We start from the raw sequence: 26,282 nt of genomic DNA, 5'->3' as shown, positions 1-26,282 counted from the left end.
CCTGACCCGGCGGCTATCCCGTACTCGAAACGGCCCGGTCCAGTTGCGTAATTCGTTTGAATAACATCTGTTGTAGTTGTTGTACCTGCTGTTCGTTCCTGAGTTTATTGACCAGACCGTCGAACGCCACCCGCATCATCGCTTCGCGGGGGTTCTGTACGCCTTCCGACGCCTGCTCATCGAGCAGGGTCTGCAGCAACACGGCTGCATCGCGGACAAAGCCCTCCGATTCCGGCTCCACAAAAATGGTATAGTGGAGACCAGCGATTTTGACACGAATTGGCATTTCTTCCATCGCAGAGGCCGGCTCAGGCAGGGTTTCCCCTCGAGCCAATTATGGGTTATGACAAACTACTCCAGTGCGCAATACACCCTTCCAGATGTCGGATGTATTCGTCGAGTTGTTGTTTTAATTCGGCATTCGTATCTGTCACCGACAGCTTGTTACTTACAATCTTACCAATTTCTTTCGACTTTGGTGATTTTTTCTCCGCATTCTGCAGTTTTTTCTCTTGTTTTTTGGCTTCACTTTCGGCCTTTCGCAGGTCTTTCCGCAGCGTGTCCCGTTCGGTCTCGAGTCGGCTAATCGTTTTCAGTGCCTTATCATATTGCTGGTTGAGCTGGGTAATTTTACCCTCCAGCTGCTCGATAAGGGCAACGATCTGAAACTCACTGATCATGTGGTTATTCATGGTGGTGACAGCCGTAAAAAAAAGCCTGTGCGCGTTACCTGACGTGACCCCAAAGCGAACGGCTATTTCCGGATTACAGCCCCCAGATCCCGCTCGAATGCCTGCATTAGCCGTTGCATGGTTTTATCGATCGTGGCATCGGTCAGCGTCTGCGTGGCATCCTGCAGCAGGAAACTGATCGAATACGATTTTTTACCGGCTCCCAACGAGTCGCCTTCGTACACATCGAACACATTGACGGCCTGCAACAGTTTCCGTTCGGTCTGCTGCGCCAGCTTATTAATCTGTTCGAAGGCCACGGCCTTGTCGAGCACCAGCGACAGATCACGACGCACCACCGGGAACCGGGGCACTTCCTGATACCGCATTTTCGGACTGCCTAGCTTCAGCAGGTACTCCCAGTCGAAATCGGCGTAGAAAACGGGCTGCTTCAGGTCGACCAGTTTCGCCAGTTTAGGCTGTACCAGCCCCAGACTCACGACCGGTTTTTTATTGACCAGGTAGGTAAGTCCGTACTGAAACAACGCCGGATCGGCCGGTTGCGTATCGACCCGACGTTCCTGGCCTGCCCCGATCCGGAACAGGTTGAGTACCCGCTGCACGGCGGTGGCCAGATCGGCATAGGTAACGGGCTGACTTTTCTGCCGCCAGCTTTCTGCCGCCTGATTACCCGACAGGGTCAGACTCAGGCGCATCTTCTCGCTGTAGGTTGTCCGGCCCCCTTCGCCCGTATGCTGGGCGTACACTTTGCCGAACTCGAACAAACTCAGATCGCGTTGCCGGCGGTTTTGGTTATAAACCACCGTTTCGAGGGCCGAAAACAGCAGCGTTTGCCGCATAACCGACAGCTCGTCGCTTAGCGGGTTCAGCAGCGTTACGTCGGCACCGGTCAGGCTGGCCCGAATGGCATCGTGGTAGGCCGGCCGGGTGAGCGACAGCGTCAGAATCTCGAAGAAGCCATTGCCCGCCAGCAACTGGCCCACGCGGCTTTGCCACTGGTTGACATCGGTCTTGGGAAACTCCGACAGAGAGTCGGCCGCGAGGTTGGCCGAGAGCGGGATGTTGTCGAGGCCGTAAATGCGCAGAATTTCTTCGATTACATCGGCTTCGCGCGTGACATCGACCCGGTAGGGCGGCACCACAGCTACAAAGCCGGTTTCGGTTTCGTCGGCCTGCGCAATATCGAGGGCCGTCAGGATCCGGCGAATTTCGGCCCGGTCGATGGCGATACCGATCAGCCGGTCGATATGACGGTATAGTACCGGCACCCGGAACGGTTCGACGGGTTCGGGATACAGATCGACGATGTCGGACGTAACCTGTCCTCCGGCAATTTCCTGCAACAGCAGGGCCGCCCGTTTGAGGGCAAACACCGGCATGTTGGGGTCGGTGCCGCGCTCGAACCGGAACGACGCGTCGGTCTTAAGGCCATGATGCTGCGCCGTTTTACGCACCGACCGCGCCGAGAAATAAGCCGACTCCAGAAAAATCCGGGTTGTCGCGCTGGTCACGCCCGAGGTCTGACCACCAAACACCCCGGCAATGCACATGGGCTCCTCGGCGTTGCAGATCATCAGGTCGGTATCCGTGAGTTTGCGTTCGACCCCATCCAGGGTAACGAACGGCGTGCCGGCGGCTACCGTTTTCACGATCACGCGGTTTCCGGCAATCCTGTCGGCATCGAACGCGTGAAGTGGCTGACCCAGATCGTGCAGTACGAAGTTGGTAACATCGACCACGTTGTTGATCGGGTTGAGGCCAATAGCGCGGAGCCGTTGCTTGAGCCAGTCGGGCGACTCCATCACGGTCAGGTTGCTGATCGTAAGGCCGCAGTAACGGGGGCAGGCCTCCGCATCGTCAACCTGCACGTCGAGGGTCAGGCTGGTGCTGTCGACGGCGAAGGCATCGACACTGGGCCACCGGAGGGGGCGGTTCAGCACAGCGTGCAGGTCGCGGGCGGTGCCCAGGTGCGAGGCTGCATCGATACGGTTGGGCGTCAGCCCGATCATGATCTGATAGTCAGGCTCCAGGTTGAAATACCGGGCCGCCGGCGTACCGTTGGGCAGGTCGGCTACCGGACCGCTGGGGTCGAGCACCATAATGCCGGCGTGGGAAGTGCCCAGCCCGATTTCGTCTTCGGCGCAGAGCATTCCCTCCGACGCGGCTCCCCGAATTTTGGCTTTCTTGATCGTAAAAGGCTCTCCGCCGGTGGGGTAGAGCGTGGCACCTACGGTGGCCACCACAACCCGTTGTCCGGCCGCCACGTTGGGCGCACCGCAAACAATATGCAGGGGTTCCGAACCTCCCGCGTCAACGGTTGTCAGGCTCAGCGAATCGGCGTCGGGGTGTTTGGTGCAGGTCAGCACCGTGCCCAGTACCAGTCCGTCGAGACCACCCGGCACTGCATCGAATCGCTCAATGCCTTCAACTTCAAGGCCTGTACCGGTTAGCAGTTTACCAACTGCTTCGGGCGATTCGGGCAGATCAATGAACGTTTGTAACCATTTATAGGAAATCTCCATACGGCGGCTTTGCAAATAAATCACAAAGGTAAGGAGAAGGGCAACCCGGTAAAAGGCAGAACGCAGAAAGCACACTGTTTTGCTGCGTCAGCGCCTGATCTTGCGCCCTGTGGTGATTGGACACAAGACCGGGTAAGGCTCCGACAACCGCACGACGGCACTGCCCGACTGACACTGCGACCCCACCGTAACGGTGTACCGGCCCGCCCGGATATTGGTTAAATTCTGGGTAGTTGCTCCGTTCGACCAGCTATACGTGTAGGGAGGAGCTCCCCCCGTAACGCCCAGCGTGATACGCCCATCGCTGGCACCGAAGCAGGTGGGCTGAACGGCTGTTGTCGAGAGGGTTGGGGCCGAATAAACCGTTACGCTTCGGGTGGTTATGGCCGTACAGCCGTTGGTACTGGTAACGGATACGCGTACCGTTCCCGACGCGGCTGTCCAGTTTATGGTTGCTGTCGTACTGGTTGGCGTGCCCCCGCTGACGATAGTGCCGCCCGTTACCGTCCAGCTGAATGTACCCGCAGTGCTGCTGAGACTATAGGGGAGCGACGAACCGTTACAGGCGGTTGTAGCCCCACTGGCAAACGAAATGGCAGGCGTGTCGCCGGTCACCCGAATGGAGGTAGTATCCTGACAACCAAGAGCGTCCGTAACGGTTAGTTTAAACTGGCCGGTGCTGGTTGTCGAGATAGCGCGCGTGGTCAGTAACTGCTGGTCGGCCGTGATCCACTGGTAACTATAGGGCGTGGTTCCGCCGGTGGCGGAGGCCGTCAGCGAAACGGCCCCCGTGGGGCGGCAGACGATTGGGCTGGTAGGAGCGATGCTGGCCTTTACATCACTGCTGGCGTTGACAAATTCCAGGCAGACCGACCCGGTCTGCCCCAGGTTGTTTGTAACAGTTACCCGGATCGTATCCTTCGTACAGCCGGGGGTACCTGCTCGCATGGTGTAGAGCAGACACTGGTTGTTGGTTGGGTCGATGGTGACCGAGCCGGTCGAACCACCCCCGGAAACGCTCTGGATGAAGTTGGTGCCCGAGCAACTGCTCAGCTGAAGACAGTGCTGTTTTTGCTGGCCGGGTGTGACAAGGGCCGCCCGGTAAAAGCGGGTAGGCTGGCTGGTGGCGGGGTCCAGCACATCGACTGGCGCGTCGTAATTGGAGTAGTAGCCAAAATTACCTGTCGACCCCGAGCCGCTGATAACCCCTACGTGAAACCGCTGGCTGGCCGTGAGGGTGTTGAACTGCGAAAACGGTACGGCCGTGGTGGCGGTAAAGCTGACCACCGAGTAGGGTGTCCCGTTTATCACCAAACTGTCGCGCCGGCTGCCGCGCGTGGTGTAGGGCTGGCTATTGAGTTGCAGACTCGACAGGGCCGCCGTCGGAATAACCACCAGCGCCTGCTCGATGGTGCTGCCCACGTTGCGCGAAAAGTCGTTTCGTAAACTGCCCGTACAGGCCGTTATGGTGGGCAGAATACTCATACCGAATTCGTTGGCCGACACCGACGATACCTGATAGGCGTAGAACTTCTTGTTGCCGGCAAACTGAAAGGCCCGGTTCAGGGCCGAGTTGGTCAGGTTGTAGGTATACACCTGACCGGGTTCGAGTGTAACGGTGGTGAGCGACGTGGGTGGCCCATTGGCCGTGGCCGGGCCGGTAATGGTCAGGCTGGTACTCTTTTCGATCCCTACCACAAATACATAGTCGGAGTTGGCCGCCGTGTTCTGCCCGTGAACGGCAACGTACTGCTGGCCCGTGACCCGGGCCGGCACAAGCTGATCGAAACCAGCGTCGCGGTTGCCGCTGTAGGGCTGGTATGTGTGCTGTGAACCTGAATTGACCGCAATGGGTTTGTCCGACGTAACCAGCAAACCGGCTACCGAGGTGTTGCTGGATGTGGTAGTCGTTACCGTGCCGGAGGTCGTGGTGGTGGTCGCAGAGGTCACCATGTACGTTTCCCCCGCGTTGAGCGATACGGTGAAGTTGGACGGATTGGTAACGCCCTGCAGCGGTACCGGGCTCCGGATCTGAACAACGGTATTGGGTTCAGTAGCCATAATGCTCACGAAGTGGCGCTGATCTACCGCGTTCTGAGTGGTGGAAAGACGGGTCTGGCTGCCGGCGTAGAAAGCGTAGCCCAGCCCCGCCCGGCCTTTCAGCGAGATAATATCCTGGTTGTTTTGTGGGGTGAGCCGATAGGCCACCTGAATAGGCTGATCCGACTGCACGATCAGGCCTTTGTTGCGTTCCTTGGTATTGGGGTTCGGCGATTGTACCACCGACAGGGGCAGGGTCAGGCTGGTCGACGCGGTCGAAGTGAGGACAACCTGCTGGCTGTACGAACCATCGGGCGTTCTGATCGTAACGATGGCGTTGGCCGAGCGGGTCGACAGGATCAGATCCTGCGATCCATACTGCAGGTTGCCCGCCGAAGGGTTGCCGTAAATAGAGGGGAGGTAGTAGATATTGGGCTGGTTGCACGTGACGGTCTGGATACACTCCGGGCAGTCGGGATCCTGACAGTCGATCAGGTTGTCGCCATCATCGTCGATACCATTGTTGCAGATCTCCGCCGTGGTTTGCGCCTGCGCAGTGAAAGGAGGTACGCTGCACAGTAAGAGGATGATACAGAAGAGGTAACGTAAAAAGACCATCACGTCCGGTGAGCCTGGTATAGAAGCGCATCGATCGTGTCAACCCGCAATCAACATGCCAGAAACCGTATATGTTACTATTTGTAACCAGGTTGCTGGTATGTTGGCTCAATTCTGTTGGTTTGATTTTTTGCTGATAATAAGATTAATATCAGTATGTTATGAGTGGCTTGCGGGCGGCTGTTGACGAACGCACCCAAACAGGCCGTTGCCAGAATAACGAGCGTGTGGCAAGGGTCGGGTAGCTGCGAAGTGCCGTACGATCAGCCGGTCAGGGGTAGTCGATGGTAAAGGTAGTCCAGCCATCGACGCCGGTCTGTAGTGAAAACGAGAACCCGTGATTGCGCAGAATATCGCGGGTAAGGGTGAGGCCAATGCCCTGTCCGGTTGCCCGGGTACTGAAAAAGGGGTTGAATAAACGGCTGGCCACGGCCGCATCGATGGGTTGCCCATTGTTGCGGATCCGGAGCTGCCGGGCATCCAGCCGCAGTTCGACAGACTGACCCGGCTCGCAGGCGTCGAACGCATTCCGGATCACGTTGACCAGTACCTGCTCCAGTTGACCAACATCGACCCGCCAGATGACCGGTTCGGTGGGCAACTGTAGGGTCAGGCCGATGCCCAGCTGGGTAGCCTGTGGCTGCATCAGCTGACTCAGGGCCGACAGCAGCGTGGCCATATCGGTCGCGACGGGAGCAGGCAGCGGGAGCCGCACGACATCGGCAAACCGCCCCATAAACCGATTAAGTCGCCCGTTTCGGTCGATGGCGACGCGAACGGCGCTGCGCAGTTCGGTGTCGGGGAGTTCGGGTTCGGCCAGCGACAGAATGGTGTTGACCGCGCCGATCGAGTTGTTGACTTCGTGGGCCATTACCCGAATCACGTGGCCGTACGCGTTTTTCTCGGTGGCAATAACCTCTGCGGTCATCTCCTCCAGAAACAGAAATTGCCGCCGAAACCCCCGGTCGATGAACTGCCCCCGGAGCACGCGGTAGGTCTCCACCCCGTTGAGTCGGATGGTGTGGGGCTGGTCGGGCGGCAGCCCCTCAAGCTGGTTCAGCAGTGGATGCGTCAGCTCGGCCAGTGACCGCCCCAACAACGTCGACACCGGGCAGCCCAGCAGCCGGCTGGCCATAGGGTTGGCCGTGGTGATACGGCCGTCGAAGTCGAAGATCAGCAGCGCAATAGGGGCCGCGTCGACCAGCTTATCCAGAAAAAACTGTTGCTCGGCCTGACGCGTCCGTTCGAGCCGGAGCTGGCTGATCATCAGGTTATACATCCGAATCAGCTGATCGACTTCCAGATGGCCCGTTTCGACGAACGTTACCGTAAAGTCGTTGTCGCGCATGGCCTCAACGCCCGATGCCAGAAACTGGGCGGGTTGCCGCAGCCGCCGGTATAGCTGCCAGCCTGCCAGCAGCGAGCCCACTAGCAGCAGTTCGGCCCCGATAAACAGGGGCAGATCGGTGCGCAGGCTCCGGAACACCAGTGCCGCCAGCGCCAGATGAAGCGCGGCCACGTAGAGCAGGTAGCGGGTACTTAGTTTCATTCGGCAGTATAGGCAATTCCATACTTTTCGAGCCGGCGGTAGAGGGCAAAGCGTGTAATACCCAGCGCCCGGGCCACCAGGCTTACCCGTTGCTGGTGGTAGGCCATAGCCCGCTCAATCATTTGCCGCTCCATCTGTTCCAGCGTCAGGCTGCCCACGGCCGGCCCTTCATACCGGCCGATTGCCGGGCCGGTGCTGAGGTGCTTTTCAAAATCGGCCACGATCAGCGTATCGGTTGCGGCCAGCAGCACGGCCCGTTCCACCATATTTTTCAGCTGCCGGATATTGCCCGGCAGGGCCAGACTGCGCAGCCACGGAATCGCGTCGGGACTAACCCGCAGGCTGGGGCGTCGGTACAGGATTTTCAGGTTGTCGATGAAAAAGCTGACCAGCCGCGGAATGTCGGCCGGGCGTTCGCGCAGGGCGGGCAGCCGTACGGTAATCAGGTTGATCCGGTAGAACAGATCTTCGCGGAATGTGCCCTGGGCTACCATGCTCTCCAGGTTGCGGTTGGTGGCGCAGATGACCCGTACATCCACCGTGCGGGGCTTGCTGCTGCCTAGCGGCTCGAAGGTTCGGTCCTGCAAAACCCGCAGGAGCTTGACCTGCGCGGCCGGGTCCAGATCGCCAATTTCATCCAGAAAAATACTGCCTTTATTGGCCAGTTCGAACCGTCCCACCCGGTCGGTTCTGGCGTCGGTAAAGGCTCCGCGAACGTGGCCAAACAACTCGCTCTCAAACAGCGAACTCGATATGCCGCCGAGGTTGACCTTAACAAACGGGTGGCGGCTGCGCCGGCTGTTCTGNGGGGGCTTCGGTGGGCGCCACCCGCCCAATCGTCGACAGTACGTCGAGCAACTGCGGGTCTTCGCCAATGATGGCGTCGAAGGCAAACTGCTCGTTGAGTTGCCGGCGACCAGCCGATGGGGGTGTGCCCCCCGACAGACTGATGGCCGTTCGAATGGACTGTACGAGGTAGTCGTTCTGCCAGGGTTTGGTCAGGAAATCGCTGGCACCGGCTTTCATGCCGGCCACGGCCAGGTCGATACTGCCCCAGCCGGTAATGAGCACCACCGGCACCTGGGGCAGCTGCTCGCGCAGGTAGCGCAGCAGCCGCAGCCCATCGTCGCCGGTGGTGCTGATCGAAAAATTCATGTCGAGCAGAATGGCGTCGGGTGTTTGCCGGGTCAGCAGCTCACGGGTTTCGAAGGGGCCGTCGGCCAGCAGTACATCGAAGCCTTCCCGCCGGAAGAGCAGCGAGAGCGACGTTTGAACCGCCATATCGTCGTCGATAAGCAAAAGCAGGGGCATGGGTAGCAGATTAATCGTCGTGAAGCGCCACGGCCGGCTGAATGGTGGCTGCCTGCCGGCTGGGATACAGCGCGCAGACCGTGACGAGGGCGTAAACGATCAGCGAGGAGGTTGCCATGGCCAGCAGGTAAACGCCTGCGCGCAGGCCAAACGCGTTCAGTAGCGGAAACTGACCGGCCACCAGCAGGCCAATGACCAGCGCAAAGGTAGCCAGTACCCACATTTCGCCCACAATCTGCCACGACACATGGGCGGTGGTGGCCCCCAGCGCCCGGCGCAGGCCAATTTCGCCCCGCCGGCGGGTAATGCTCACGTTCAGGACACCGAACAAACCCAGGGCCACGTTGATGAGCAGAAAGCCGCTGACGACCGACGCGATCAGCATCGGAATCAGCGTAAACTGCAGCCGGCTCCGGCGCGATTCGCTCAGGTAGCTGACATCGACGCTCCAGCCGTTGACCATGGCCGTCAGGTCGCGCACCAGCTGGGCTTCCAGGCTGGCATCGGCGCCAGGTTTCACACGCACCAGCAGCGTGCGGTGGTCCTGATTGCGGTGGTTGAGCAGCTCGATCATCAGCGGTTCATCCACCGAGAATTCGCCCCGCCCCTTAAACCGGTCGATTACGCCCACCACGCGCCAGCCCGGTTTGCTGTCTGTGTCGGGGCTGAGGAACTTGCCAACGGCATCATCGGTGCCGAAGAGCTGGGCCTGAGCCGCCCGGTTGATAATCACGGGCTGGTAACGCCCAACGCTGTCGACGTTGCGGTACCAGCGGCCGGCGCGCAGCGGAATAGACAGGACCTGGGCAAACTGCTCGTCGGCGGTGTAGTACTGTGCCTGAATCTGCGTGCGCCCCCTGGCCACGCTCGAACTGTTGTAATAGGCCGAGAAGGGCGAGTTGTCGCTCATGCGCGAAACCACCTCGATGCCCGGGTAGGTTTGCAGCCGCTGCCGGATGGCTTCCGTTTTGGCGGCAACGTCGACCGTATCTTCGTTGTTGCCCAGATTGATGGCCCATACCCGGTCGTAGGCGAACCCAAGCGGTTGGCGATAATTGCCCAGGTTGTAGATGATAAGCGACGACAGGCCGAAGAGCACCAGAAACGATGCCGTCATCTCGACGATTAGCAGCGTATGGGCTTTTTTCTTGTTCCAGATCAGGGTAATCAGGTGACGGATCATAAGCCGGCAGGAGGTTGGGGTACGTAGATGAATGAAGGACGTGGCTAACTGGCCCGCAGGGCGCTGATGATATTGAGTCGGGCCATGCGCAGGGCCGGCAACACGCCCGATAGCAGCCCGAAGAGCAGGGCAATGAGCAGACTAACCAGAAAAACCAGCCCGTTGATGGTCAGGTCGGCGTAGGGAATCCAGCCGCTCTGGTTGATGAGCAGCAGCAGCATCGAGGTGAGCAGGAGGGCAATCACGCCACCCAGCAGGGTTACGAAGATGTTTTCGATGATGAACTGCCACAGCAGCGAACGCACCGGCGCACCGAAAGCTTTCCGCACCCCGATTTCCGAGGCTCGTTCCAGCATCCGGCCCACGTTCAGGCTGACCAGATTAACCGCCGGCAAGCCCACCAGCATGAGCACCAGAAACGTGAGCAGACCCAGAAAGGTGTAACGCAGGCCGGAGTTGCCATTCAGAATCGCGTTGAGGTAATTGTCCAGAAAGGGCTCGCTGTAAACCGTCATGATATTGTACTTGAACCCATACTGCACCACGGGCATCGGTACCTGAGCCATGCGGCCCTGAAACTCGGCTTTCAGCCGGGGACGGTCGGCCGCTGTGCGGGCCAGCAGCATGGCCTGGTAATCGCCCCGCCAGCCGGAGCTCTGGTAGTTGCTCTTGGGCGTCGTGTAGGGGAAGTACAGATCGGCCGTGGTGAACAGGCGCGTTGGCGGCACTCCGCGCACCACGCCGACAACCGTGTAGCGCACGTTCTCGATCGTGACCGGCTGGCCCACTACCGAATCGGTGTTGCTGCCGAAATAGGCGCGTTTGAACCCATCCGTAATCACGACCACCGACCGGTTGCTGGCCAGATCCTGGGCGTTGTAGGGCCGCCCCTCCAGAAAGGCAAACTGGGCCACCTGCCAGAACGGAACGTCGGTAAACCGAATATCGACCATGATGCGCTGGGTGCCCGAAAAGGCGCTCGACCGGCGGGTGGTCGAAAACACCGTTACCTGTTCGGCCTGACTCAGGTTTTTGGTGTACTGGCTCAGAAACCGGAACGACAGTGGCCCGTTGGTCGAGCGGGTCTGGGCCGAATCTTCGAGTGACATGCGTTCAACGTAGAGCGTACGGTCGCGCCGGGTTTCGGGGTAGTGTGCGCCGATGGCGTGGTCGAGGAAGGCCGTCAGCAGCATCAGCACCGTTAGGGTCAGGCTGATGCCGAACAGCGTGATAAAGGTGTAGAAGGGGTGCCGCAGCAGCACCTTCCAGGCAATGGTGAGGTAATTCAGCAGCATGGTATTAGTTGGTTTGAAGCAGGGAATCGCCCACCATCGAGCCGTCGAACAACCGCACGAGCCGGTGCGTTTTGCGGGCCATGGCCTCGTCGTGCGTCACCATCACAATGGTGCTGCCGTCGGCGTTGAGCCGTTGCAGAATGGCCATGATCTCGTTGCCCATGGCACTGTCGAGGTTGCCGGTCGGTTCGTCGGCCAGAATAATCGACGGTCGGCCCACAATGGCGCGGGCAATGGCCACGCGCTGCTTCTGCCCCCCCGAAAGCTGTCCCGGAAAATGCTTCATGCGGTTGCTCAGTCCTACTTTTTCGAGGGCTTCCTGCGCTAGCTGCCGGCGCGACACGCCCGCCGTGGGGGCATCGGTGCGGTCGCGGTAAAGCAGTGGTATCTCCACATTGTCGAGCACCGTCAAATCGTTGATCAGGTGAAAGCTCTGGAAAATAAAACCGATCTGCCGGTTGCGCAGGCGGGCCAGGTCGCGGTCGCGGTACTGTGTTACGGGCTGGTCGTTCAGCACAACCTGGCCGGTGCTGGGGGCGTCGAGCAGGCCCATCAGGTTGAGCAGGGTCGATTTACCGCAGCCGCTGGGCCCCATGATCGAGACAAATTCGCCGGCGCGGATACGGAGGTTGATGTTGGTGAGCGCCAGCGTTTCAATGGTGCTGGTGCGGTACACTTTTTCGATGTTCGAGAGGGCAATCATAGCCATACGGGTTTAAAGCAAGCGGTTCGATTGGGGCGGGCCGTCAGGGCAGTACGGGGGGCGCCAGTTTCTGGTTGGTTTCAAAATCATAGAGCGTCAGCAGACGAAGCGTGTAGTACGACTGCCAGTAGTCGCGCAGGGCCAGGATGGCGTCGCGCCGGGCCCGGTCTTTATCCTGCGTGGCAATACCGAGGTCGGTAACGGTCAGGTCGCTGAGTCGAAAGCGTTCCTGCGCGATCTGGTAGCGGGTTTGGGCAATCTGATCGGCTTCGGCCGTGAGCGTTACCTGCTGGCGCAGCATGTCGAGCAGTGTCACCTGCGTGTAGATCTGCTGCTCGAACGACCGGCGGGCCTGCTCGATACGCTGTACGGCCAGCTGCTGATTGGCGCGGGCGGTTTCGGTGCGGGCCTGGGCGCGCCCCCAGGTCAGAATGGGCACCACAAACTGAAGCTCGACCGACTGCCGGTCCTGCGGGCGCTGGTACACGTCGGCCGGGCGGCTGCCCCGGTTGGTCAGGCCAAAATCGGCGTTGAGCGTGGCGTTCAGGCCATTTTCCTTCCGGGCGCGTTCTACCTCGCGGTCGGCTTCGAGCCGTTGCCGCTGAAACCCGATGGCGTCGGCCCGGTTGGCGAAGGCTTCGGCAATGGCCAGCCGGCTGTCGATCCGGAAACTGGTCAGCTGGTTGGGAATGGCCAGATCGAGGGGGCGCATGGACTCCGCGTCGCCGGTCAGGTTGAGGTACGAGCGCAGTTTCAGCGAGGCTACTTCGGCGGCCTGCCGGGCCGAAGCCAGGTCTTTGCGGGCATTCAGGACGCTGAGCTGCAGCTGCAGCAGGTCGTTGCGCGAGATGTGGCCCAGCGTCAGCTTGTGCCGGGCAATGGTAAACAGCGTATCGTTGTTGGCGCGGTTGGTTTCGGCAATCTGGAGGTTTACCTGCGACACCAGCAGGTCGAAATACAGGGCCGTGGCGTCGAGAGCCACCTGCTCCATGGCCTCGATATACTGCTGGTTGCTTTCGGCATACCGCAGCGGCTCGATCTGCCGGTCCCACTTCATGGGGTTGAACCGGAACAGGGGCTGGCTCAGGCCCACGGCAAACGGAATGCCGTTGTAGAGCGTGTTGCGGTTCAGAAAATCGTCGAATCGCTGGAGCTGCTGCTGCACATAGATTGACCCGCCCGTAAGCGCTATCGTCTGACTCAGGGCCAGATTGACCAGCGAATTGTTGTTCGATACGGGTTGAAACGCAATGGTGCCGTCGGGCTGCTGCACCTGAATAAACGACCGTGTAAAACCCGGCAGCACACCATTCAGGCTTAGCTGAGGCTTGTAGTCGGCCCGGAACGACCGGTACTTCCAGTAGTTGGTCTGTTGCAGCGTGGCCGCCTGCCGACTGGCAATCGACTGCGTTCGGGCCAGACCGACCACCTCGGTCAGGCTCATACGTACGGGCTGCGCCAGCACCGATGTGCACAGCAGCCAGCCGAGCAGCGCAGGGAGGAATCGGCAGTTCATGGGCGGGTGGGGGTAATCGTAAGTTGCTGCAGGTGCTCGTACTCGTTCAGGTTGGTCAGAATAACCTGTTCGCCGGGCTGCAGCCCACGCTTGATCTCAACCCAGTCGAAGCTGGTTACGCCTACTTCTATTTCGCGCCGGTGCGCCACGTTGTCGGCCGATCGGACAAATACGTACTGCGTGCGTTTGCCGGTGAATGCCGGCCCGTTGGCAACCCGGATGGCGCGGCTGCGCTGCTGCGTGACCACGTACAGATCGACTTTCTGATTGGGGCGCAGCAGGCTGTTGTGGTCATCATCGAGGCTGACGGCAAACCGAACGGTACTGTTCTGCACGGCCGGTTTCACCTGCGTGATCAGGCCGCGCAGTTCGGTGTCGTTGATGCGGATAATAACCGGCAGCCCCGTTCGCAACTGATCGGCGTAGGCATCCGAGCAGGCCCCTTCGACCCGAAAACTGGCCAGATCAGCCACCTTGGCCAGCATGTCGCCCTCGGCCACGGCCGATCCCACATTTTCGTTGACCCAGGTCAGCACGCCCGCCCGGTCGGCCCGAACATCGGCCTGCCGGAGTTTCTGAGTCAGCACCCGCAGGTTGGTGCCTTCGATGCTGGCCTGCAACTGCGACTCTTTCAGGCTGGCCCCCATCGACCGGCGGTTATAGGCCAGTTCGTTTTCAAGCTGTTTTTTTTCGAGCTGGGCAATGCGCAGGGCGTTTTCCGCGCGGGTTACGTCTTCGGGAGTGCGCCCACCAACGGTTAGCAGGCGTTTGGCATCGTCGAGTTCGGCGCGGAGCCGGTTGATGTTGAGCGACTTGATCTGATCGCTGACATCGGCATCGTACAGGTTTTTGTCGAGCCGCATCCGCAGCTGCTCGATACTGTTCTGTTTGAGGGCCAGCTGATCCTGTAGCTTCTCAAGTTCGATCTGCGTCAGCGACTTGTCGAGTTCGACCAGCGGTTGTCCCGGTCTGACGCGGGCGCCGGGGGTGAGCAGTACGCGCCGGATGCTGGCCCGGATGGGGCTGGTAATGGCTTGTTCGAAGGCTGGAATGACCTCGCCGGTGGCCGTCAGGGTTTGTTCGACCGGGCCGGTCTGAACCACGGCGGTCCGGATTTTATCGGCGTCGATGGTCGTCTGGAGCCCGCGCTGCGTAGCCCAGACAAGGCCGCCCAGCGCGGTGGCGCCCAGCAGGCCGGTTAGCCAAAGGGTACGCCGGGAGCGGTTGCGGTGTTCAGTAGTAAGGACACGGTCCATAAAGCACAAGGGTAGTTGCCTGATAAGGTGCTACTACTGTGCCAGTTGGTAAGCTACTGATGGTGAGTTTGTTGATTGAGAAAGGGGCTCGTTTTCGTGTGCGGTTTCGATCAGTATGTGCGAAAACGCACACGGCAAGTGCGATCCGTGGCGGCTGCATAGCACCTGTCGAAATCGATCAGTCGTGGGGTTTGTAACGCTCGCCGGCCCGTACGGCGACTGGCAGTGTGTTTTCGGCGGGGGGGAGCGGACAGGCAAATGATGGATTGTAAGCGCAGTAGGGGTTGTAAGCCGTGTTGAAATCGAGAATCACCCGGTTGTCGGTGAATTCAGTCGGGTTCAGTTCAATATAGCGCCCCCCCCCGTAGGTATCCTGCCCCGTCGTCTTGTCGCGAAACAGAATTGAATAGGTGTCCTCGACTTTCACAACCAGCAGCCGGCAGGTTTCCCCGTTGAGCCGAAACACAGCGTGGGCAAATTTCTCATAAACCTCTTCGCTGCCATCGCTCATCCGAACCACCAGCTTCTGCGTTTTGTCGGCAAAGGGCTCAAGCCGCCCTTCGACCCGGTAAGCTGGGTCAGGCGCAAAATAGAGCAGCCCCGTAAAGCCAGTCTTGTCGGTCAGGGGCGAGTCGGTACCGTTGCGAAACGTTTCGTCTTTTTTGGCCCGTTTGGCCAGCATATCGGCCCGATAAGCCGCTGGATCGACGTTGGCACCGGTTGATGAATCAGGGCTAAAAAAAGTGACGTATGACAGGATTGCAATTCCTAACAGGAGCGCACCTGTCAGCAGTATTCGAATAGACATAGTGGGGCAACACGAGTTGAGTTGGCGAAGTACGCAGTTTGCTGCGGGTGTTCCAGCAGCCGATTGGACTATTACTGAATTAAAAATGAATTAAAAGTCTTCATCGTGGATTAACCGTAAAAGCGCTACTTTGTGAATATATTTGAATCTCGATAGGGCATAACTACTCAAAAGTCACCGTAATTCATCAACGGTTTCCTTTACATTTTTAGGTTCGACTTTATGGCTCGATTATACCAGCTAAAAACGTTTTCGTCTGAATCAGGTAACCTGACTGTTTTTGAAAACCTGGTTCCCGGAGAGATCAAACGTGTGTTTTATATCTACGGGGCAGGGGCCGCGCCCCGGGCCGGCCATCGGCACGTGCAGGCAGTCAACGCCCTGATCTGCCTGAACGGAAGCTGCCGGGTCTACTGTCACAACGGACAACAGGAAACTACTTATTACCTGGCCGACCCGACGCAGTGTCTGGTGCTGGAGCCTGAAGACTGGCACATTATGGACGAGTTTACGCCGGATGCCATTCTGCTGGTTGTGTCGAATCACCCCTACGAACAGGCCGACTACATCTACGAACCGTATCCGGGAAGCCGCCTGCTGGAAGAAGCAGCCGTGAGTGTCGGTAAATGATTCCTTTTCTGCGTCTTCAGGCGATCAACGCCCCGCATCAGGCGCGTATCCGGCAAGCCATCGATCGGGTTGTCGACTCGGGCTGGTATGTGCTGGGGCAGGAGGTGGCGGCTTTCGAAACTGCTTTTGCGCAGGCCTGCGGGGCGCGGCACTGCATTGGCGTAGCCAACGGGCTCGATGCGCTTACCCTTGTACTCAGGGCCTGGGCTTTCGAGCCGGGCGCCGAAGTGATTGTACCGGCCAATACCTACATCGCGTCGATCCTGAGCGTCACGCAGGCGGGGCTAACGCCCATACTGGTTGAGCCCGACCCCCGCACCTGCCTGATCGACCCCCGTTGCATCGAAGCCGCCATTACCCCCCGCACCCGGGCCATTCTGCCCGTACACCTCTACGGTCGCTGCTGCGACATGGACCCGATCCGGGTACTGGCCGCGCGCTACGGCCTGCGGATACTCGAAGATGCCGCTCAGGCCCATGGGGCCCGGTACGGCCATCGTCAGGCCGGCCAGCTTGGCGATGCGGCCGGCTGGAGTTTCTACCCAAGCAAGAATCTGGGCGCCCTGGGCGATGCCGGTGCCATCACAACCGACGACGATACCCTTGCCCAGACCCTGCGGGCCTTGCGCAACTACGGATCGCAGCAAAAATACGTAAACCAGCTGGCCGGGCAGAACAGCCGGCTCGACGAACTGCAGGCTGCCATTCTGATCGAAAAACTGCCATTTCTGGCCGCCGAAAATGAGCAGCGCCGGCAACTGGCCCGGCGCTACCTGACCGGTATTCGTCATCCGGATGTAGTGCTGCCACCCGCCGATCAGGTTGGGCAGGATGTATGGCACCTGTTTGTGGTGCGCCACCCCAGGCGCGATGCGCTGCGCACGTATCTCCACGAGCGCGGCATTGGCACCGACGTCCACTATCCCATACCGCCCCACCAGCAGGACGCGTATCCGGAACTGCATCCGCTGTCGCTGCCGATCTCGGAGCAGCTCCATGCCGAAGTCGTAAGCCTGCCGCTCAACCCCGCCCTCTCGCTCGATGAGGTCGATATCGTGTGTGCGGCCATTAACTCGTTTCGGTAACGAACAAACGAGCAGCGGTTACGAGCCAGCCCGATCGGCATTCATTTATCGGGCGGGCGGGTCGGTATGGGTTTATACCGTACCTTTGTGGGCCTTTTTTCCTACCTATCAAGCCCCGTAACGACCATCATTTGCTGCTCCATCAGCCGGAGCGTTCCATGAAACGTACCCTTTACCTGTTCATTGCCAGTATTAGTCTGCTTGTTGGGGCCTGCCAGCCGGGCGATGTACAGCCCGATCCGGTCCTGATTCAGTCGACAGCGGTAGCCAGCTACAGCAATGCGGTTCTCCATACGCTTACGTCGACCAACGACTCGCTTACCTACGAACCCGGTCAGTATGCCCTGACGATTCAGCGAATCACCTATCGTACGACCCTCGAAGATGGCACCCCCATTGTGGCGTCGGGGGTAATTTACCTGCCGACGCTACCCGCCGGCAGCGCCAAACCCCTGCCGATGCTGAGTTACCAGCATCCAACGGCGTTTTCCGAATCGGAAGTACCGTCGGGTTACGATTACACCCAGGCTCGGTTCTCCTACCCGCTTTACTTTGCTACCCACGGCTACATCGTGGCTTGCCCGGATTATATCGGCTACGGCGACGCGAAAGGTATTGCCCACCCCTACGAGAACCGCGCGACGCTGGCCCAGGCAACCGTCAACATGATTCGGGCCACGGGCGAATGGCTCGACAACACGGGCGTTGTCTGGAACAAACAGGTATTTATGGCCGGCTTCTCCGAAGGGGGCTACGCCACATTGTCGGCGCAGGAGCTGATCGAAAAGCAGTATGCCGGCGAACTGACCCTGTCGGGCACCAGCTGCGGAGCCGGGCCCTACGCCATGGCCACGTTCTTCGACTACATTACGCACCAGCCCACCAGCAGCCCCGGCATTGTAAACTACCTCTACACCTGGCAGACGCTCGTTTACAACAAACTTTACAACGGCAACAAGCCGCTCAGCTATTACTTCAACGCTCCCTACGCCGACCTGATTACCGAATCACTCGACAATGCCCGCCTGTTTACGGTGAGTTTCGATCAGCTCTGCACCGATCAGTTCCGGGCCGACGTCCGCAACCCGAGTTCTGCCTTTGGCAAGGCGCTGCTCAGCAACGACCTGACCGGCTGGGCGGCCCGCACCCGTACCTACCTGATTCACGGCGACCAGGATGAAGTGATTCCTTACTTTATTTCGCAGAAGACCTGCGATCTGATGAAGCTGAACGGCGCCAGTCAGACGAGCCTCGTTACGCTCAAAAACCTCAGACACGTTCCCTCCGAAATCATGTTCATGCGCCGGACCATCGACCTGTTTGAACCGCTGAAAAAATAAGCGCGTACACCGTCGGCCCCGACAGTACGGGATGCTGCCTTGAGTATAGCGTTTGAAAACAGACGCGGAGCGACGACCCGGCACAGATACAGGATGCTGTCTGTTGCCGGGTCGTCGCTCCGCGTTTTGGGGCCAATGAGGGCTGATTATAAGCGCTCCTCGAATAGTTTCAGAATGCGTTTGTACTCGTCCATCCAGCTGGTGGGTTCAACAAAGCCGTGGTCTTCAACGGGGTAGGGGGCCAGTTCCCAGTTTTCCTTTTTTAGCTCGATCAGCCGCTGCGTGAGTCGGATGGCGTCCTGAAAATGCACGTTTACATCGACCACACCATGGCAGATAAGCAGGTGGTTTTTAAGCCCTTCGGCAAAATTGATCGGCGACGACCGGCGGTAGGCCAGTGAATCGGTCTGGGGCTCGTTGAGAATGTTGGCCGTGTAGGGGTGGTTATAGGCCGCCCAGTCGGTAACGGGGCGCAGGGCCGCCCCCGCCTTAAATACATCGGGCGTGGTGAACATGGCCATCAGCGTAATAAAGCCGCCGTATGAGCCGCCGTAGATACCAATCCGGCCCGCGTCGACACCGTGGTTTTTAACCAGCCAGGCAGCCGCGTCGGTATGGTCGGTGAGGTCTTTGCCACCCATGTGCCGGTAAATGCCCGTGCGCCAGTCGCGGCCGTAGCCGGCACTGGCCCGATAGTCGATATCGAGCACGGTATAGCCTTTATCGACCAGCAGGTTATGGAACATATACTCCCGGAAGTACTGGCTCCACCACTTGTGCGCATTCTGCAGGTAGCCGGCCCCGTGGACGAATACCACGGCTTTACCGTTGGCTTTGTCGGGTTTGTAGAGCCGGCCGTAGATGGGCTGGCCATCGCCGGCCGGAATGGTTACGTAGCTGGGCTCCCGCCAGGGGTACTGTTTGAAAAAGTCGGTTTGGGAGTCGGTCAGGCGCAGCGGAACCAGGGCCGCCGTTTTGGCGCGGGTGCCGGCAGCGGGCTCCAGCGGCTGCACATACAGCTCCCAGGGCTGCGTGGCCGATGAGTAGCGGATAGCCATCCGGCTCTCGTCGGGTGCGATGGTGACATCGTTGGCGCCGGGCATCGTGGTCAGCCGGGTGCGGGGGCCACCCGTTACGGCCATGCGATACCAATGCTGTTCGCCGGGATGAACTTCGTTGGTTTGCAGAAAGAAAAAGCGTTTGTCGTTGCTGAGCTGGGCCTGCTGCACCTCAAATTTGCCCGTGGTCAGCTGCTGGCGGGTAGCCGGCGCCAGCGCATCGACGGTGTACAGGTGCGAATACCCATCGGCTTCCGATTGGAACCAGAGCGTGTGGTTGTCGGCCAGAAAGCCCATGCTGCCCGGTGAGAACGAACCGCCGATGCCCGGCCCGCCAATCCAGGCGTCGTCGTGCTGCCGGTCGAGCAGGGTAAGGGCCAGCGTAGCGGGATCGAGCCGCATAATCCAGCGGTCTTTGTTATCGGTCGAGCGGATCACGACCACGCAGACGCGGCTGTCGTCGGACCAGACGGCGCTGCTGAATACCACCGGCCGGGCTTTGCGGGCGGTGTCGCCCTTCGTCGGTTTAGCCAGGAAAGCGGGCCGGTCGGTAATACCCGGCAGGCTCTTCACCGACAGCGCCCGCACGGTGTCCTGCGCCAGGTCGTAGACAAAAAACTCCTGCGACGAGAGCGGTGCCCCCACTTTGGTGCGGGCGGGAATTTCTTCGGTGAAGCCCGATTCGGTTACGTAGTTGGGGACCTGGGCCGTTTTGGCACCCACGGCACTTTTAATGGCCCGGTAGGTGACAAACTGGCCATTGGGGCTCAGTTGAGCGCCCACGAGCTGCCGGTCGTCGAGGTAAATTTCCTTGGGGCGTTTGGGCCGGTCGAGTTTACTCAGCCGTTCCGCTTCGTCTTTGCGGGCTTTGCGCTCGGCCAGCACCGGCGACAGCCGCAGCTGATCGGCTTTCAGAAACTTTTCTTCGTCGTTGAGTTTGGGGTCGGCTTTCCGGCTGCCGGGCCGGAAATCGGTTAGCTGCGTCAGTTCGCCCGTGCCGAGGTGGATGCTGAACAGGTTGGAGCCGCTGCGTCGGAACGTGACACGCTGCTCATCGCCACTGAAAAGCGGGTCGGTTTCGGCATCGACGGTGTTAGTCAGCTGCCGCACCCGCCCCGTTTTCAGATCAACCCAGAACAGATCGCCCTGCTGCTCGAACAGGCGCTGGGTACGCGCCCGGTTGTACACTACCGACGGACCTGTGCGGAGTGCCCGGCGTTCGGCGGGGCTTACTTTTTCGGGTTTCGAAGCGGCCAGGCTGCGGCCGGCCGTCAGCGTGACTTTGTAGAGCGAGTCGCCCCGGTTGCGATCGGGGTTCCAGCTGAAATACAGCGTACGGGCATCATCGGACCAGAAGGGGTTCGAGGGAGCGGTGCCGACACTGATTTTCGGGTCGGCCATGATCGACTCAACGGTAAGTGTGGGTCGGGGGCGGGGGGGAGCCGGTTGGGCAAGGGCAACGAAGGGGAGCAGGGGCAACAGCCCGCTGAGCAGTCGATTCATCGGCTGAGGAAGTGGGAACAGGTCAGAAAAGGCGGAAATTAAGGAGAAATGGCTGAACATGGAGGCCGGGCCGGTGCCTTTGCCTCGGTAAACAAACTGTCGCCGTCGGGTAAGTGCCTGGCTGTCTGGTCGGTGCTGCGGGCCGGTTGCTGCCGGCGGGCAAAAAAGCCGTGCCAACAGCGACCGATGTGGGGCGAAGCCATCGGAAGTTGGTATCTTGCTTAATCAAACGATTGCCTGTATGCGTTACGTTATTCATGCTTACGACCACACCGACTCCGAAGCGCTGGCGCGTCGGATGGCGGCCCGGGCGGCTCATTTCGATTATGTCCGGCAGTTCAGTGCCCTGGGTAAATTTATCATGGGCGGGGCCCTGCTCGACCCGGCGGGTCAGATGATCGGGTCGATGCTGGTACTCGAACTCGAGAGCCAGGCCGAACTCGACACGTACCTCGCCGGTGATCCCTACGTGGTACAACGGGTCTGGAACACGATCGACACGCACCCGTTTATGCCCGCCAATCTGTAACCCGATGCGTGGCGGTAATCGCCATGGTCGATAAACAACAACCTGTTATTTTGATACGTGCTGCTTTATTTGATATGGATGGGTTGCTGGTGGATTCGGAACCCCACTGGCGGGCGGCCGAACGCGCTGTTTTCGACACGGTAGGCTTATTTCTGACCGACGATCAGTGCAAACAAACCACGGGCATGCCCATTCCGGCGGTAGTGGCATACTGGTTCGAGCGACACCCCTGGACCGAAGGGGCCGGTACCACCCGACAGGCCGTTGGCGACCGCATCACGGCGGGTGCCCATGAGCGCATCGGGGCGCTGGCCGAACCCATGCCCGGGGCGCTCGACACGCTTGATTTCTTCGTGTCGCGGGGGCTACCCGTGGCCATTGCCTCGGCCTCGCCCATGAGTCTGATCGAAGTGGTTGTCGACCGGCTGGGCATCCGCGACCGGCTGACGCTCTGGCACTCGGCCACGCTGGAAGCGCGCAACAAACCAGCGCCCGACGTATACTGGGGGGCGGCCCGCCGGCTCAATGTCGAGCCATCGGCCTGCCTCGCGTTCGAAGATTCGGGTTCGGGCGTCGCATCGGCGCATGCTGCCGGTACCATCACGGTAGCCGTTCCGGCTGATTTTGAGTATAATGACCCGAAATTTGCCATTGCTTCCCTGAAGATGCCGTCGCTGACGGCCTGGTCGGAGGCCCTATTTCAGGCGCTTTCGATTCCCTCGTCATTCCTAATCCCTTAATCGTTCCGTCAACCGTTTTTTCTCTTTATGCAGCGTCTCTACCAACTTGATGCGTTTACCGATCAGCTGTTTTGTGGCAATCCGGCCGCTGTGGTGCCCCTGACCGAGTGGCTCCCCGATGCCCAGATGCAGCGCATTGCGGCCGAAAACAACCTGGCCGAAACAGCTTTCTACGTGCCTGACGAGGGAGCCGATACCTTCCACATCCGCTGGTTTACGCCCACGGTAGAAGTCGATCTGTGCGGTCACGCTACGCTGGCAACGGGCTACGTGATCTTTTTTCTCGAAAAACAGTCCGATGCGGAGCAGATCTGCCTGAACTCGCGCAGTGGCGAACTAAAGGTGGGTCGTGGCGCCGATAACTGGCTGACGCTCGACTTTCCGGCCGATACCATCCACAAAGCCACGCTGCTGCCCCCCGCCCTGTCGACCAGTTTGCCCATTCGGCCAACGGCGGTCTACAAAGGCAAGAGTGACTACCTGCTGGTCTACGAAAACCAGGCCGACGTGGCGGCCCTCGACCCTGATTTCCGGGAACTGGGCACCATTCCGGCGCGCGGCATCATTGTAACGGCGCCGGCCGATGCCGACACGGGTGTTGATTTTGTGTCGCGGTTTTTTGCCCCCCAGTCGGGCATCGACGAAGACCCTGTGACGGGCTCTGCCCATACCACGCTGGTGCCCTACTGGGCCGAGCGGCTCGGGCGCGATCAGGTAACGGCCAAACAGATTTCACCCCGGGGAGGCTACCTCCGCTGCCGGCTCGAAGACAGCCGGGTGTGTATTGGCGGGCAGGTGCAGCTTTACCTGTCGGGTCAGATTCACCTGTAGGCCGGCTGGCGTTTGCCCACAAAACGCCGGATACCCCGACGGATTGCCGTGGCCATCTGCCCACGAAACCGCGCCGACTCAATGAGTCGCTCGTCGGCTTCGTTGCTCAGAAAAGGCCCCTCGACCAGGGCGTTGGGGTACTCCGTCGGGGTATTGAAGAAGAAATTGAAATGGCCCACGTTGCCAAACTCCGGCACGGGGTAGCGGGTCAGCTCCGCCAGAATGGCCTGACTCAGGGGCCGGAAACCCGCGTGTTTGTAGTAGGTGCTGACACCCCGCACGCTCCGGTTATCCGACGAGTTGAAATGCAGGCTGACCAGCAGATCGGGCATAGCCCGGCGCATGGCCAGCATCCGGGCCGATGGCCCCAGCAGTGTGTCGGTTTGCCGCACCAGCAGCACCCGCACCCCGCGCCGGCTCAGTTGCTGCTCCAGCCGGTGCGCCAGATCGAGCGTCAGGTTTTTCTCCAGCAGGCCGGTACGGGTGCCGGCAGCGCCCGTGTTGCTGCCGCCGTGCCCCGCATCGACCGCCACCGTCAGGCCCCGCAACCGCCGGCGTGCGGGCGGCCGCCGAACCCGAATCAGGAGCGTGTTGCGCTGGTAGGTGAGGGCATAGCCCCACGACTGCGGATGGGTCAGCTCGACGGTGATCCGGACGATATCGTCGGCCAGCTGTTCAAAGGAAACCTGCCGGATTTCGCGGGTCGTGCGTCGCTGCGTAATCCAGTTGGTGTTGGCCGTTACGCCGAACACATCGATCAGCAGTTTTGAGGGGGTGCCGGTCAGCTGGCTGCGGTAGGGCAGTCGGGCGGGTAGCCGAATGGCCACGTAATCGAACGTGGGGCCGGTGGTGGGTCGGGTGGTATCGCCGTAAACCGTCCAGTTTCCGGTAAGCGAGCCCGCAGGGTAAGCCCGGTTCGAGTCGATCTGTACCTGTTCGGTTGGCGCGAAGGCCGACAGCGACGGGGCCAGCCGTACCCGCCAGAACCGCCGGCTGGAGTCGAGGCCGGTTAGCTGGAGCACCACGCCCGAGTCGAGCGTTTCCAGCCGGGCGCCCCCCAGCCGATCGGTACCCAGGCCGTAGTACAGCGGAGTCAGGGCCGTTCGGGTGTGTCCGGTCAGCAGCGTATCGCGAAGACCCGGCTTCGCATGGCCGGCGATGCCGATGGCCAGCAGCAGGCCAGTCAACAACCCCCGGCACAGTCGGCTGCGGGCCGATAATTTCGTTTTCAGGCCCAACCCGTGAACCGGAACCAGGTACGACAAACCCATCTGACAGCGTTATTAAATGAACCTTAGCCGACAAAGGTGAGTTTTGTCGGGGTAAACAACAGCCTGCATGAATTGTGACTTGACAACTGCGACCGAGGGGTTGCTGACCGAAACCACTCGGTCTGTGCATGATACCCGATCGTTGCTGAGTACCGACTGCGTTCTGAAAAAGTGTTGCAAGAAGTATAAAAAGGGTAAACGCTGCAAGAAGTGCCCTGAATAGGCGGGCCGTGCTTAGTTCGACTGGTTATGCCGCTATCATTAACGTACCAATCGATGGATGGGCTACCCCCGGCCGGCCTCCTGTCGTCGCTGGTAACACTGCTGGCGTCGGTTTTTACGAATCAGACGCCCGAGTCGATTGCCGACGACCTGCACGCGCACCAGGCTTACCCCGCTTTCCGCACCGAGCTGGCGCTGCTGGGTGAGGTCGTAGTAGGCTGTAAGCTGGGCTACGAATCAGAACCCGATCGGTTCTACAGCTGGCTGGGCTGCGTGCGAACCGACTGCCGGGGACAGGGTATTGCCGCCACCCTGATGACGCAGCAGCACGACTGGTGCCAGCAACAGGGGTACCGCAGCATCCGAACCCAGACCTACAATCAGTGGCGCTCGATGCTGCTGCTCAACATCCGCGCTGGTTTCGACATCGTGGGTACCGAACCCGGTCGGTACGGGCTGAAGATCGTGCTTGAAAAAACGCTCTGGCCACTGGCTGGCAGGAGGAACGACCTCCCCCATAGTGGGTAAACGCACCGGGCCGACCCGGTTTTGCCAATGCTATAATGGCCTGGTTTTATCTGATCCTGGCCGGACTGCTGGAGGTAGTCTGGGCTTATTTTATGAAACAGTCGGCGGGGTTCTCACGGCTGGTGCCTTCGGTGATTACGGGCATTGCCATGCTGGCCAGTTTCGGACTGTTGTCGCTTGCCCTGCGTCAGCTGCCGCTCGGCACCGGCTATACCATCTGGACCGGTATCGGCGCCGTCGGTACGTTCGTTGTGGGCATTGTATGGCTGGGTGAGTCGGCCAGCGTGCTCCGGCTGGTGGCAGCCGGGCTGATTCTGGCTGGGCTGGTGCTGATGAAACTGGCCGCGCCAAACTAAGTTTTGGCTATAGGGTACTGGTTATCAGAAGAAAAGTCGAGTCACTTCATTTGCCGGTGGCATATGTCTGGATCAGCCCGGCCTCGCTATTCGTTTGGGCGTTATCTTTGTGCCTTCGCCCGGGTGATTCCATGAAAACGGTTGTACTCTACTGCCTGCTTTTCGCCACGCTGCTGCCAACGGTCAGCTCGTGGGGCATCATCGCACACTACAACCTGAACCGCGACTACATTGCGCGCGTACTCTGCGAAAACCGCGACCGCCCGCAACTCCACTGCGACGGTAAATGCTACCTGGCCAAACGCCTGAAAGCGCAGCAGGACCGGCAGGACAAAGAAACCACCGAGCGGGTACAGCGCCTGCCCGTAATGACGCTGTTCTGCGCCGACCACCTGCCGTTTGCCTTCGAGCCGAATGCGACAGGTACCGCAGCACCCGTTTTCGATGCCCGCCAGCCCGGCGCGTATCGGATAGCGCCTGACGCGCTTTTTCAGCCGCCACGGCTATAGCCCACCTTCGTTTCTGAACACCCACAACACCCTGTCGCAGACCGGGTGCTGCCCGGCGTCTGGTCCTGTCTGGATCGGTCAGGTGTTCTATATCGGCCATCGGGTCGGTTACAGGCTGATTAGTCGTCGGTTGTAACCGGTCTGGCCGGGCTGTTTTCATCTATTTTCCTGTTTCTGCAGTCCAACT

22 protein-coding genes and 1 pseudogene are annotated in these 26,282 nt (G+C 59.9%); 9 read left to right on the top strand and 14 right to left on the bottom strand.

The window, feature by feature from the left end; all coding sequences use genetic code 11:
• Nucleotides 1-13: 13 nt before the first annotated feature.
• The 12 genes and pseudogenes from zapA to ACYVAC_RS14415 form a co-directional block, all read right to left on the bottom strand.
• Nucleotides 14-286, bottom strand: coding sequence for a cell division protein ZapA (gene zapA / locus ACYVAC_RS14470; RefSeq protein WP_461098410.1), 273 nt, complete (start codon nt 284-286; stop codon nt 14-16).
• 55 nt (nt 287-341) lie between these two features.
• Complete coding sequence (locus tag ACYVAC_RS14465; protein ID WP_461098409.1) at nt 342-692, bottom strand: hypothetical protein; 351 nt, start codon at nt 690-692, stop codon at nt 342-344.
• 62 nt (nt 693-754) lie between these two features.
• Nucleotides 755-3,214 (bottom strand): phenylalanine--tRNA ligase subunit beta, encoded by a 2,460-nt coding sequence (gene pheT, locus ACYVAC_RS14460; protein WP_461098407.1) that lies wholly within the window; start codon nt 3,212-3,214, stop codon nt 755-757.
• 87 nt (nt 3,215-3,301) lie between these two features.
• Nucleotides 3,302-5,872, bottom strand: coding sequence for a hypothetical protein (locus ACYVAC_RS14455; protein ID WP_461098406.1), 2,571 nt, complete (start codon nt 5,870-5,872; stop codon nt 3,302-3,304).
• 271 nt (nt 5,873-6,143) lie between these two features.
• Entirely contained in the window at nt 6,144-7,421 is a 1,278-nt protein-coding gene (locus ACYVAC_RS14450; RefSeq protein WP_461098405.1) for a sensor histidine kinase, read from the bottom strand.
• Nucleotides 7,418-8,726 (bottom strand): annotated as a pseudogene (locus ACYVAC_RS14445) (sigma-54-dependent transcriptional regulator). Before ACYVAC_RS14445 ends, ACYVAC_RS14450 begins: the two are co-directional and overlap by 4 nt.
• 16 nt (nt 8,727-8,742) lie before the next feature.
• Nucleotides 8,743-9,915 carry an FtsX-like permease family protein gene (locus ACYVAC_RS14440; protein WP_461098404.1) on the bottom strand — a complete coding sequence of 391 codons (1,173 nt, stop codon included), beginning with the start codon at nt 9,913-9,915 and terminating at the stop codon, nt 8,743-8,745.
• Between the two features lie 44 nt (nt 9,916-9,959).
• Nucleotides 9,960-11,210 (bottom strand): ABC transporter permease, encoded by a 1,251-nt coding sequence (locus ACYVAC_RS14435; protein WP_461098403.1) that lies wholly within the window; start codon nt 11,208-11,210, stop codon nt 9,960-9,962.
• A gap of 4 nt (nt 11,211-11,214) precedes the next feature.
• Nucleotides 11,215-11,913, bottom strand: coding sequence for an ABC transporter ATP-binding protein (locus ACYVAC_RS14430; RefSeq protein WP_461098402.1), 699 nt, complete (start codon nt 11,911-11,913; stop codon nt 11,215-11,217).
• Between the two features lie 43 nt (nt 11,914-11,956).
• Complete coding sequence (locus tag ACYVAC_RS14425) at nt 11,957-13,429, bottom strand: TolC family protein (RefSeq protein ID WP_461098401.1); 1,473 nt, start codon at nt 13,427-13,429, stop codon at nt 11,957-11,959.
• A complete protein-coding gene (locus ACYVAC_RS14420) occupies nt 13,426-14,685 on the bottom strand; it encodes an efflux RND transporter periplasmic adaptor subunit (protein ID WP_461098400.1) in 1,260 nt (419 codons plus the stop codon). Before ACYVAC_RS14420 ends, ACYVAC_RS14425 begins: the two co-directional genes overlap by 4 nt.
• Before the next feature lie 178 nt (nt 14,686-14,863).
• Nucleotides 14,864-15,493 (bottom strand): DUF1684 domain-containing protein, encoded by a 630-nt coding sequence (locus ACYVAC_RS14415; protein WP_461098399.1) that lies wholly within the window; start codon nt 15,491-15,493, stop codon nt 14,864-14,866.
• Between the two features lie 222 nt (nt 15,494-15,715).
• On the opposite strand from ACYVAC_RS14415, the gene ACYVAC_RS14410 reads away from it, so the two are divergent.
• The 3 genes from ACYVAC_RS14410 (at nt 15,716) to ACYVAC_RS14400 (ending at nt 18,548) form a co-directional block, all read left to right on the top strand.
• Nucleotides 15,716-16,123, top strand: a complete 408-nt coding sequence (locus ACYVAC_RS14410) for a sugar 3,4-ketoisomerase (protein ID WP_461098398.1) — start codon at nt 15,716-15,718, stop codon at nt 16,121-16,123.
• Complete coding sequence (locus tag ACYVAC_RS14405; RefSeq protein WP_461098397.1) at nt 16,120-17,208, top strand: DegT/DnrJ/EryC1/StrS family aminotransferase; 1,089 nt, start codon at nt 16,120-16,122, stop codon at nt 17,206-17,208. The genes ACYVAC_RS14410 and ACYVAC_RS14405 overlap by 4 nt, the downstream gene beginning before the upstream one ends.
• A gap of 158 nt (nt 17,209-17,366) precedes the next feature.
• Nucleotides 17,367-18,548 (top strand): alpha/beta hydrolase family protein, encoded by a 1,182-nt coding sequence (locus ACYVAC_RS14400; protein WP_461098396.1) that lies wholly within the window; start codon nt 17,367-17,369, stop codon nt 18,546-18,548.
• 146 nt (nt 18,549-18,694) lie between these two features.
• Here the strand turns inward: ACYVAC_RS14400 and ACYVAC_RS14395 are convergent, their stop codons facing one another.
• Nucleotides 18,695-21,109, bottom strand: coding sequence for a prolyl oligopeptidase family serine peptidase (locus ACYVAC_RS14395; RefSeq protein WP_461098395.1), 2,415 nt, complete (start codon nt 21,107-21,109; stop codon nt 18,695-18,697).
• A 241-nt stretch (nt 21,110-21,350) separates the two neighbouring features.
• Between ACYVAC_RS14395 and ACYVAC_RS14390 the strand changes: the two genes are divergently transcribed.
• From ACYVAC_RS14390 to ACYVAC_RS14380, 3 genes are read left to right on the top strand one after another with little or no spacing between them, the layout of a single operon-like run.
• A complete protein-coding gene (locus ACYVAC_RS14390) occupies nt 21,351-21,638 on the top strand; it encodes a YciI family protein (protein ID WP_461098394.1) in 288 nt (95 codons plus the stop codon).
• Nucleotides 21,639-21,688: 50 nt separating this feature from the next.
• On the top strand, nt 21,689-22,378 hold the full coding sequence (hxpB, locus tag ACYVAC_RS14385) for a hexitol phosphatase HxpB (RefSeq protein WP_461098393.1): 690 nt from the start codon (nt 21,689-21,691) through the stop codon (nt 22,376-22,378).
• Nucleotides 22,379-22,405: 27 nt separating this feature from the next.
• Nucleotides 22,406-23,209, top strand: coding sequence for a PhzF family phenazine biosynthesis protein (locus tag ACYVAC_RS14380; RefSeq protein ID WP_461098392.1), 804 nt, complete (start codon nt 22,406-22,408; stop codon nt 23,207-23,209).
• Here the strand turns inward: ACYVAC_RS14380 and ACYVAC_RS14375 are convergent.
• Nucleotides 23,200-24,480: an N-acetylmuramoyl-L-alanine amidase gene (locus ACYVAC_RS14375; protein WP_461098391.1), complete on the bottom strand. Its 1,281-nt coding sequence runs from the start codon at nt 24,478-24,480 to the stop codon at nt 23,200-23,202. The genes ACYVAC_RS14380 and ACYVAC_RS14375 overlap by 10 nt on opposite strands.
• A 249-nt stretch (nt 24,481-24,729) precedes the next feature.
• Here ACYVAC_RS14375 and ACYVAC_RS14370 point away from each other — a divergent pair, with 249 nt between their 5' ends.
• The 3 genes from ACYVAC_RS14370 to ACYVAC_RS14360 all read left to right on the top strand — a co-directional run bounded on the left by ACYVAC_RS14370 (nt 24,730) and on the right by ACYVAC_RS14360 (nt 26,095).
• The gene (locus ACYVAC_RS14370) at nt 24,730-25,230 is read left to right on the top strand and encodes a GNAT family N-acetyltransferase (RefSeq protein ID WP_461098390.1); all 501 of its coding nucleotides are present in this window, start codon (nt 24,730-24,732) and stop codon (nt 25,228-25,230) included.
• A 35-nt stretch (nt 25,231-25,265) separates the two neighbouring features.
• A complete protein-coding gene (locus ACYVAC_RS14365) occupies nt 25,266-25,586 on the top strand; it encodes a DMT family transporter (RefSeq protein ID WP_461098389.1) in 321 nt (106 codons plus the stop codon).
• A 131-nt stretch (nt 25,587-25,717) separates the two neighbouring features.
• Nucleotides 25,718-26,095 (top strand): hypothetical protein, encoded by a 378-nt coding sequence (locus ACYVAC_RS14360; protein WP_461098388.1) that lies wholly within the window; start codon nt 25,718-25,720, stop codon nt 26,093-26,095.
• The last annotated feature ends 187 nt before the right edge of the window (nt 26,096-26,282 follow it).

The organism is Spirosoma luteolum, assembly GCF_054778875.1.
This window is presented reverse-complemented; position numbering and strand designations above follow the sequence as displayed.

Excerpts from the sequence above, each read along its gene's own strand:
- zapA (WP_461098410.1), bottom strand. The coding sequence starts at position 286 with ATGCCAATTCGTGTCAAAATCGCTGGTCTCCACTATACCATTTTTGTG.
- ACYVAC_RS14465 (WP_461098409.1), bottom strand. The coding sequence starts at position 692 with ATGAATAACCACATGATCAGTGAGTTTCAGATCGTTGCCCTTATCGAG.
- pheT (WP_461098407.1), bottom strand. The coding sequence starts at position 3,214 with ATGGAGATTTCCTATAAATGGTTACAAACGTTCATTGATCTGCCCGAA.
- ACYVAC_RS14455 (WP_461098406.1), bottom strand. The coding sequence starts at position 5,872 with ATGGTCTTTTTACGTTACCTCTTCTGTATCATCCTCTTACTGTGCAGC.
- ACYVAC_RS14450 (WP_461098405.1), bottom strand. The coding sequence starts at position 7,421 with ATGAAACTAAGTACCCGCTACCTGCTCTACGTGGCCGCGCTTCATCTG.
- ACYVAC_RS14440 (WP_461098404.1), bottom strand. The coding sequence starts at position 9,915 with ATGATCCGTCACCTGATTACCCTGATCTGGAACAAGAAAAAAGCCCAT.
- ACYVAC_RS14435 (WP_461098403.1), bottom strand. The coding sequence starts at position 11,210 with ATGCTGCTGAATTACCTCACCATTGCCTGGAAGGTGCTGCTGCGGCAC.
- ACYVAC_RS14430 (WP_461098402.1), bottom strand. The coding sequence starts at position 11,913 with ATGATTGCCCTCTCGAACATCGAAAAAGTGTACCGCACCAGCACCATT.
- ACYVAC_RS14425 (WP_461098401.1), bottom strand. The coding sequence starts at position 13,429 with ATGAACTGCCGATTCCTCCCTGCGCTGCTCGGCTGGCTGCTGTGCACA.
- ACYVAC_RS14420 (WP_461098400.1), bottom strand. The coding sequence starts at position 14,685 with ATGGACCGTGTCCTTACTACTGAACACCGCAACCGCTCCCGGCGTACC.
- ACYVAC_RS14415 (WP_461098399.1), bottom strand. The coding sequence starts at position 15,493 with ATGTCTATTCGAATACTGCTGACAGGTGCGCTCCTGTTAGGAATTGCA.
- ACYVAC_RS14410 (WP_461098398.1), top strand. The coding sequence starts at position 15,716 with ATGGCTCGATTATACCAGCTAAAAACGTTTTCGTCTGAATCAGGTAAC.
- ACYVAC_RS14405 (WP_461098397.1), top strand. The coding sequence starts at position 16,120 with ATGATTCCTTTTCTGCGTCTTCAGGCGATCAACGCCCCGCATCAGGCG.
- ACYVAC_RS14400 (WP_461098396.1), top strand. The coding sequence starts at position 17,367 with ATGAAACGTACCCTTTACCTGTTCATTGCCAGTATTAGTCTGCTTGTT.
- ACYVAC_RS14395 (WP_461098395.1), bottom strand. The coding sequence starts at position 21,109 with ATGAATCGACTGCTCAGCGGGCTGTTGCCCCTGCTCCCCTTCGTTGCC.
- ACYVAC_RS14390 (WP_461098394.1), top strand. The coding sequence starts at position 21,351 with ATGCGTTACGTTATTCATGCTTACGACCACACCGACTCCGAAGCGCTG.
- ACYVAC_RS14380 (WP_461098392.1), top strand. The coding sequence starts at position 22,406 with ATGCAGCGTCTCTACCAACTTGATGCGTTTACCGATCAGCTGTTTTGT.
- ACYVAC_RS14375 (WP_461098391.1), bottom strand. The coding sequence starts at position 24,480 with ATGGGTTTGTCGTACCTGGTTCCGGTTCACGGGTTGGGCCTGAAAACG.
- ACYVAC_RS14370 (WP_461098390.1), top strand. The coding sequence starts at position 24,730 with ATGCCGCTATCATTAACGTACCAATCGATGGATGGGCTACCCCCGGCC.
- ACYVAC_RS14365 (WP_461098389.1), top strand. The coding sequence starts at position 25,266 with ATGGCCTGGTTTTATCTGATCCTGGCCGGACTGCTGGAGGTAGTCTGG.
- ACYVAC_RS14360 (WP_461098388.1), top strand. The coding sequence starts at position 25,718 with ATGAAAACGGTTGTACTCTACTGCCTGCTTTTCGCCACGCTGCTGCCA.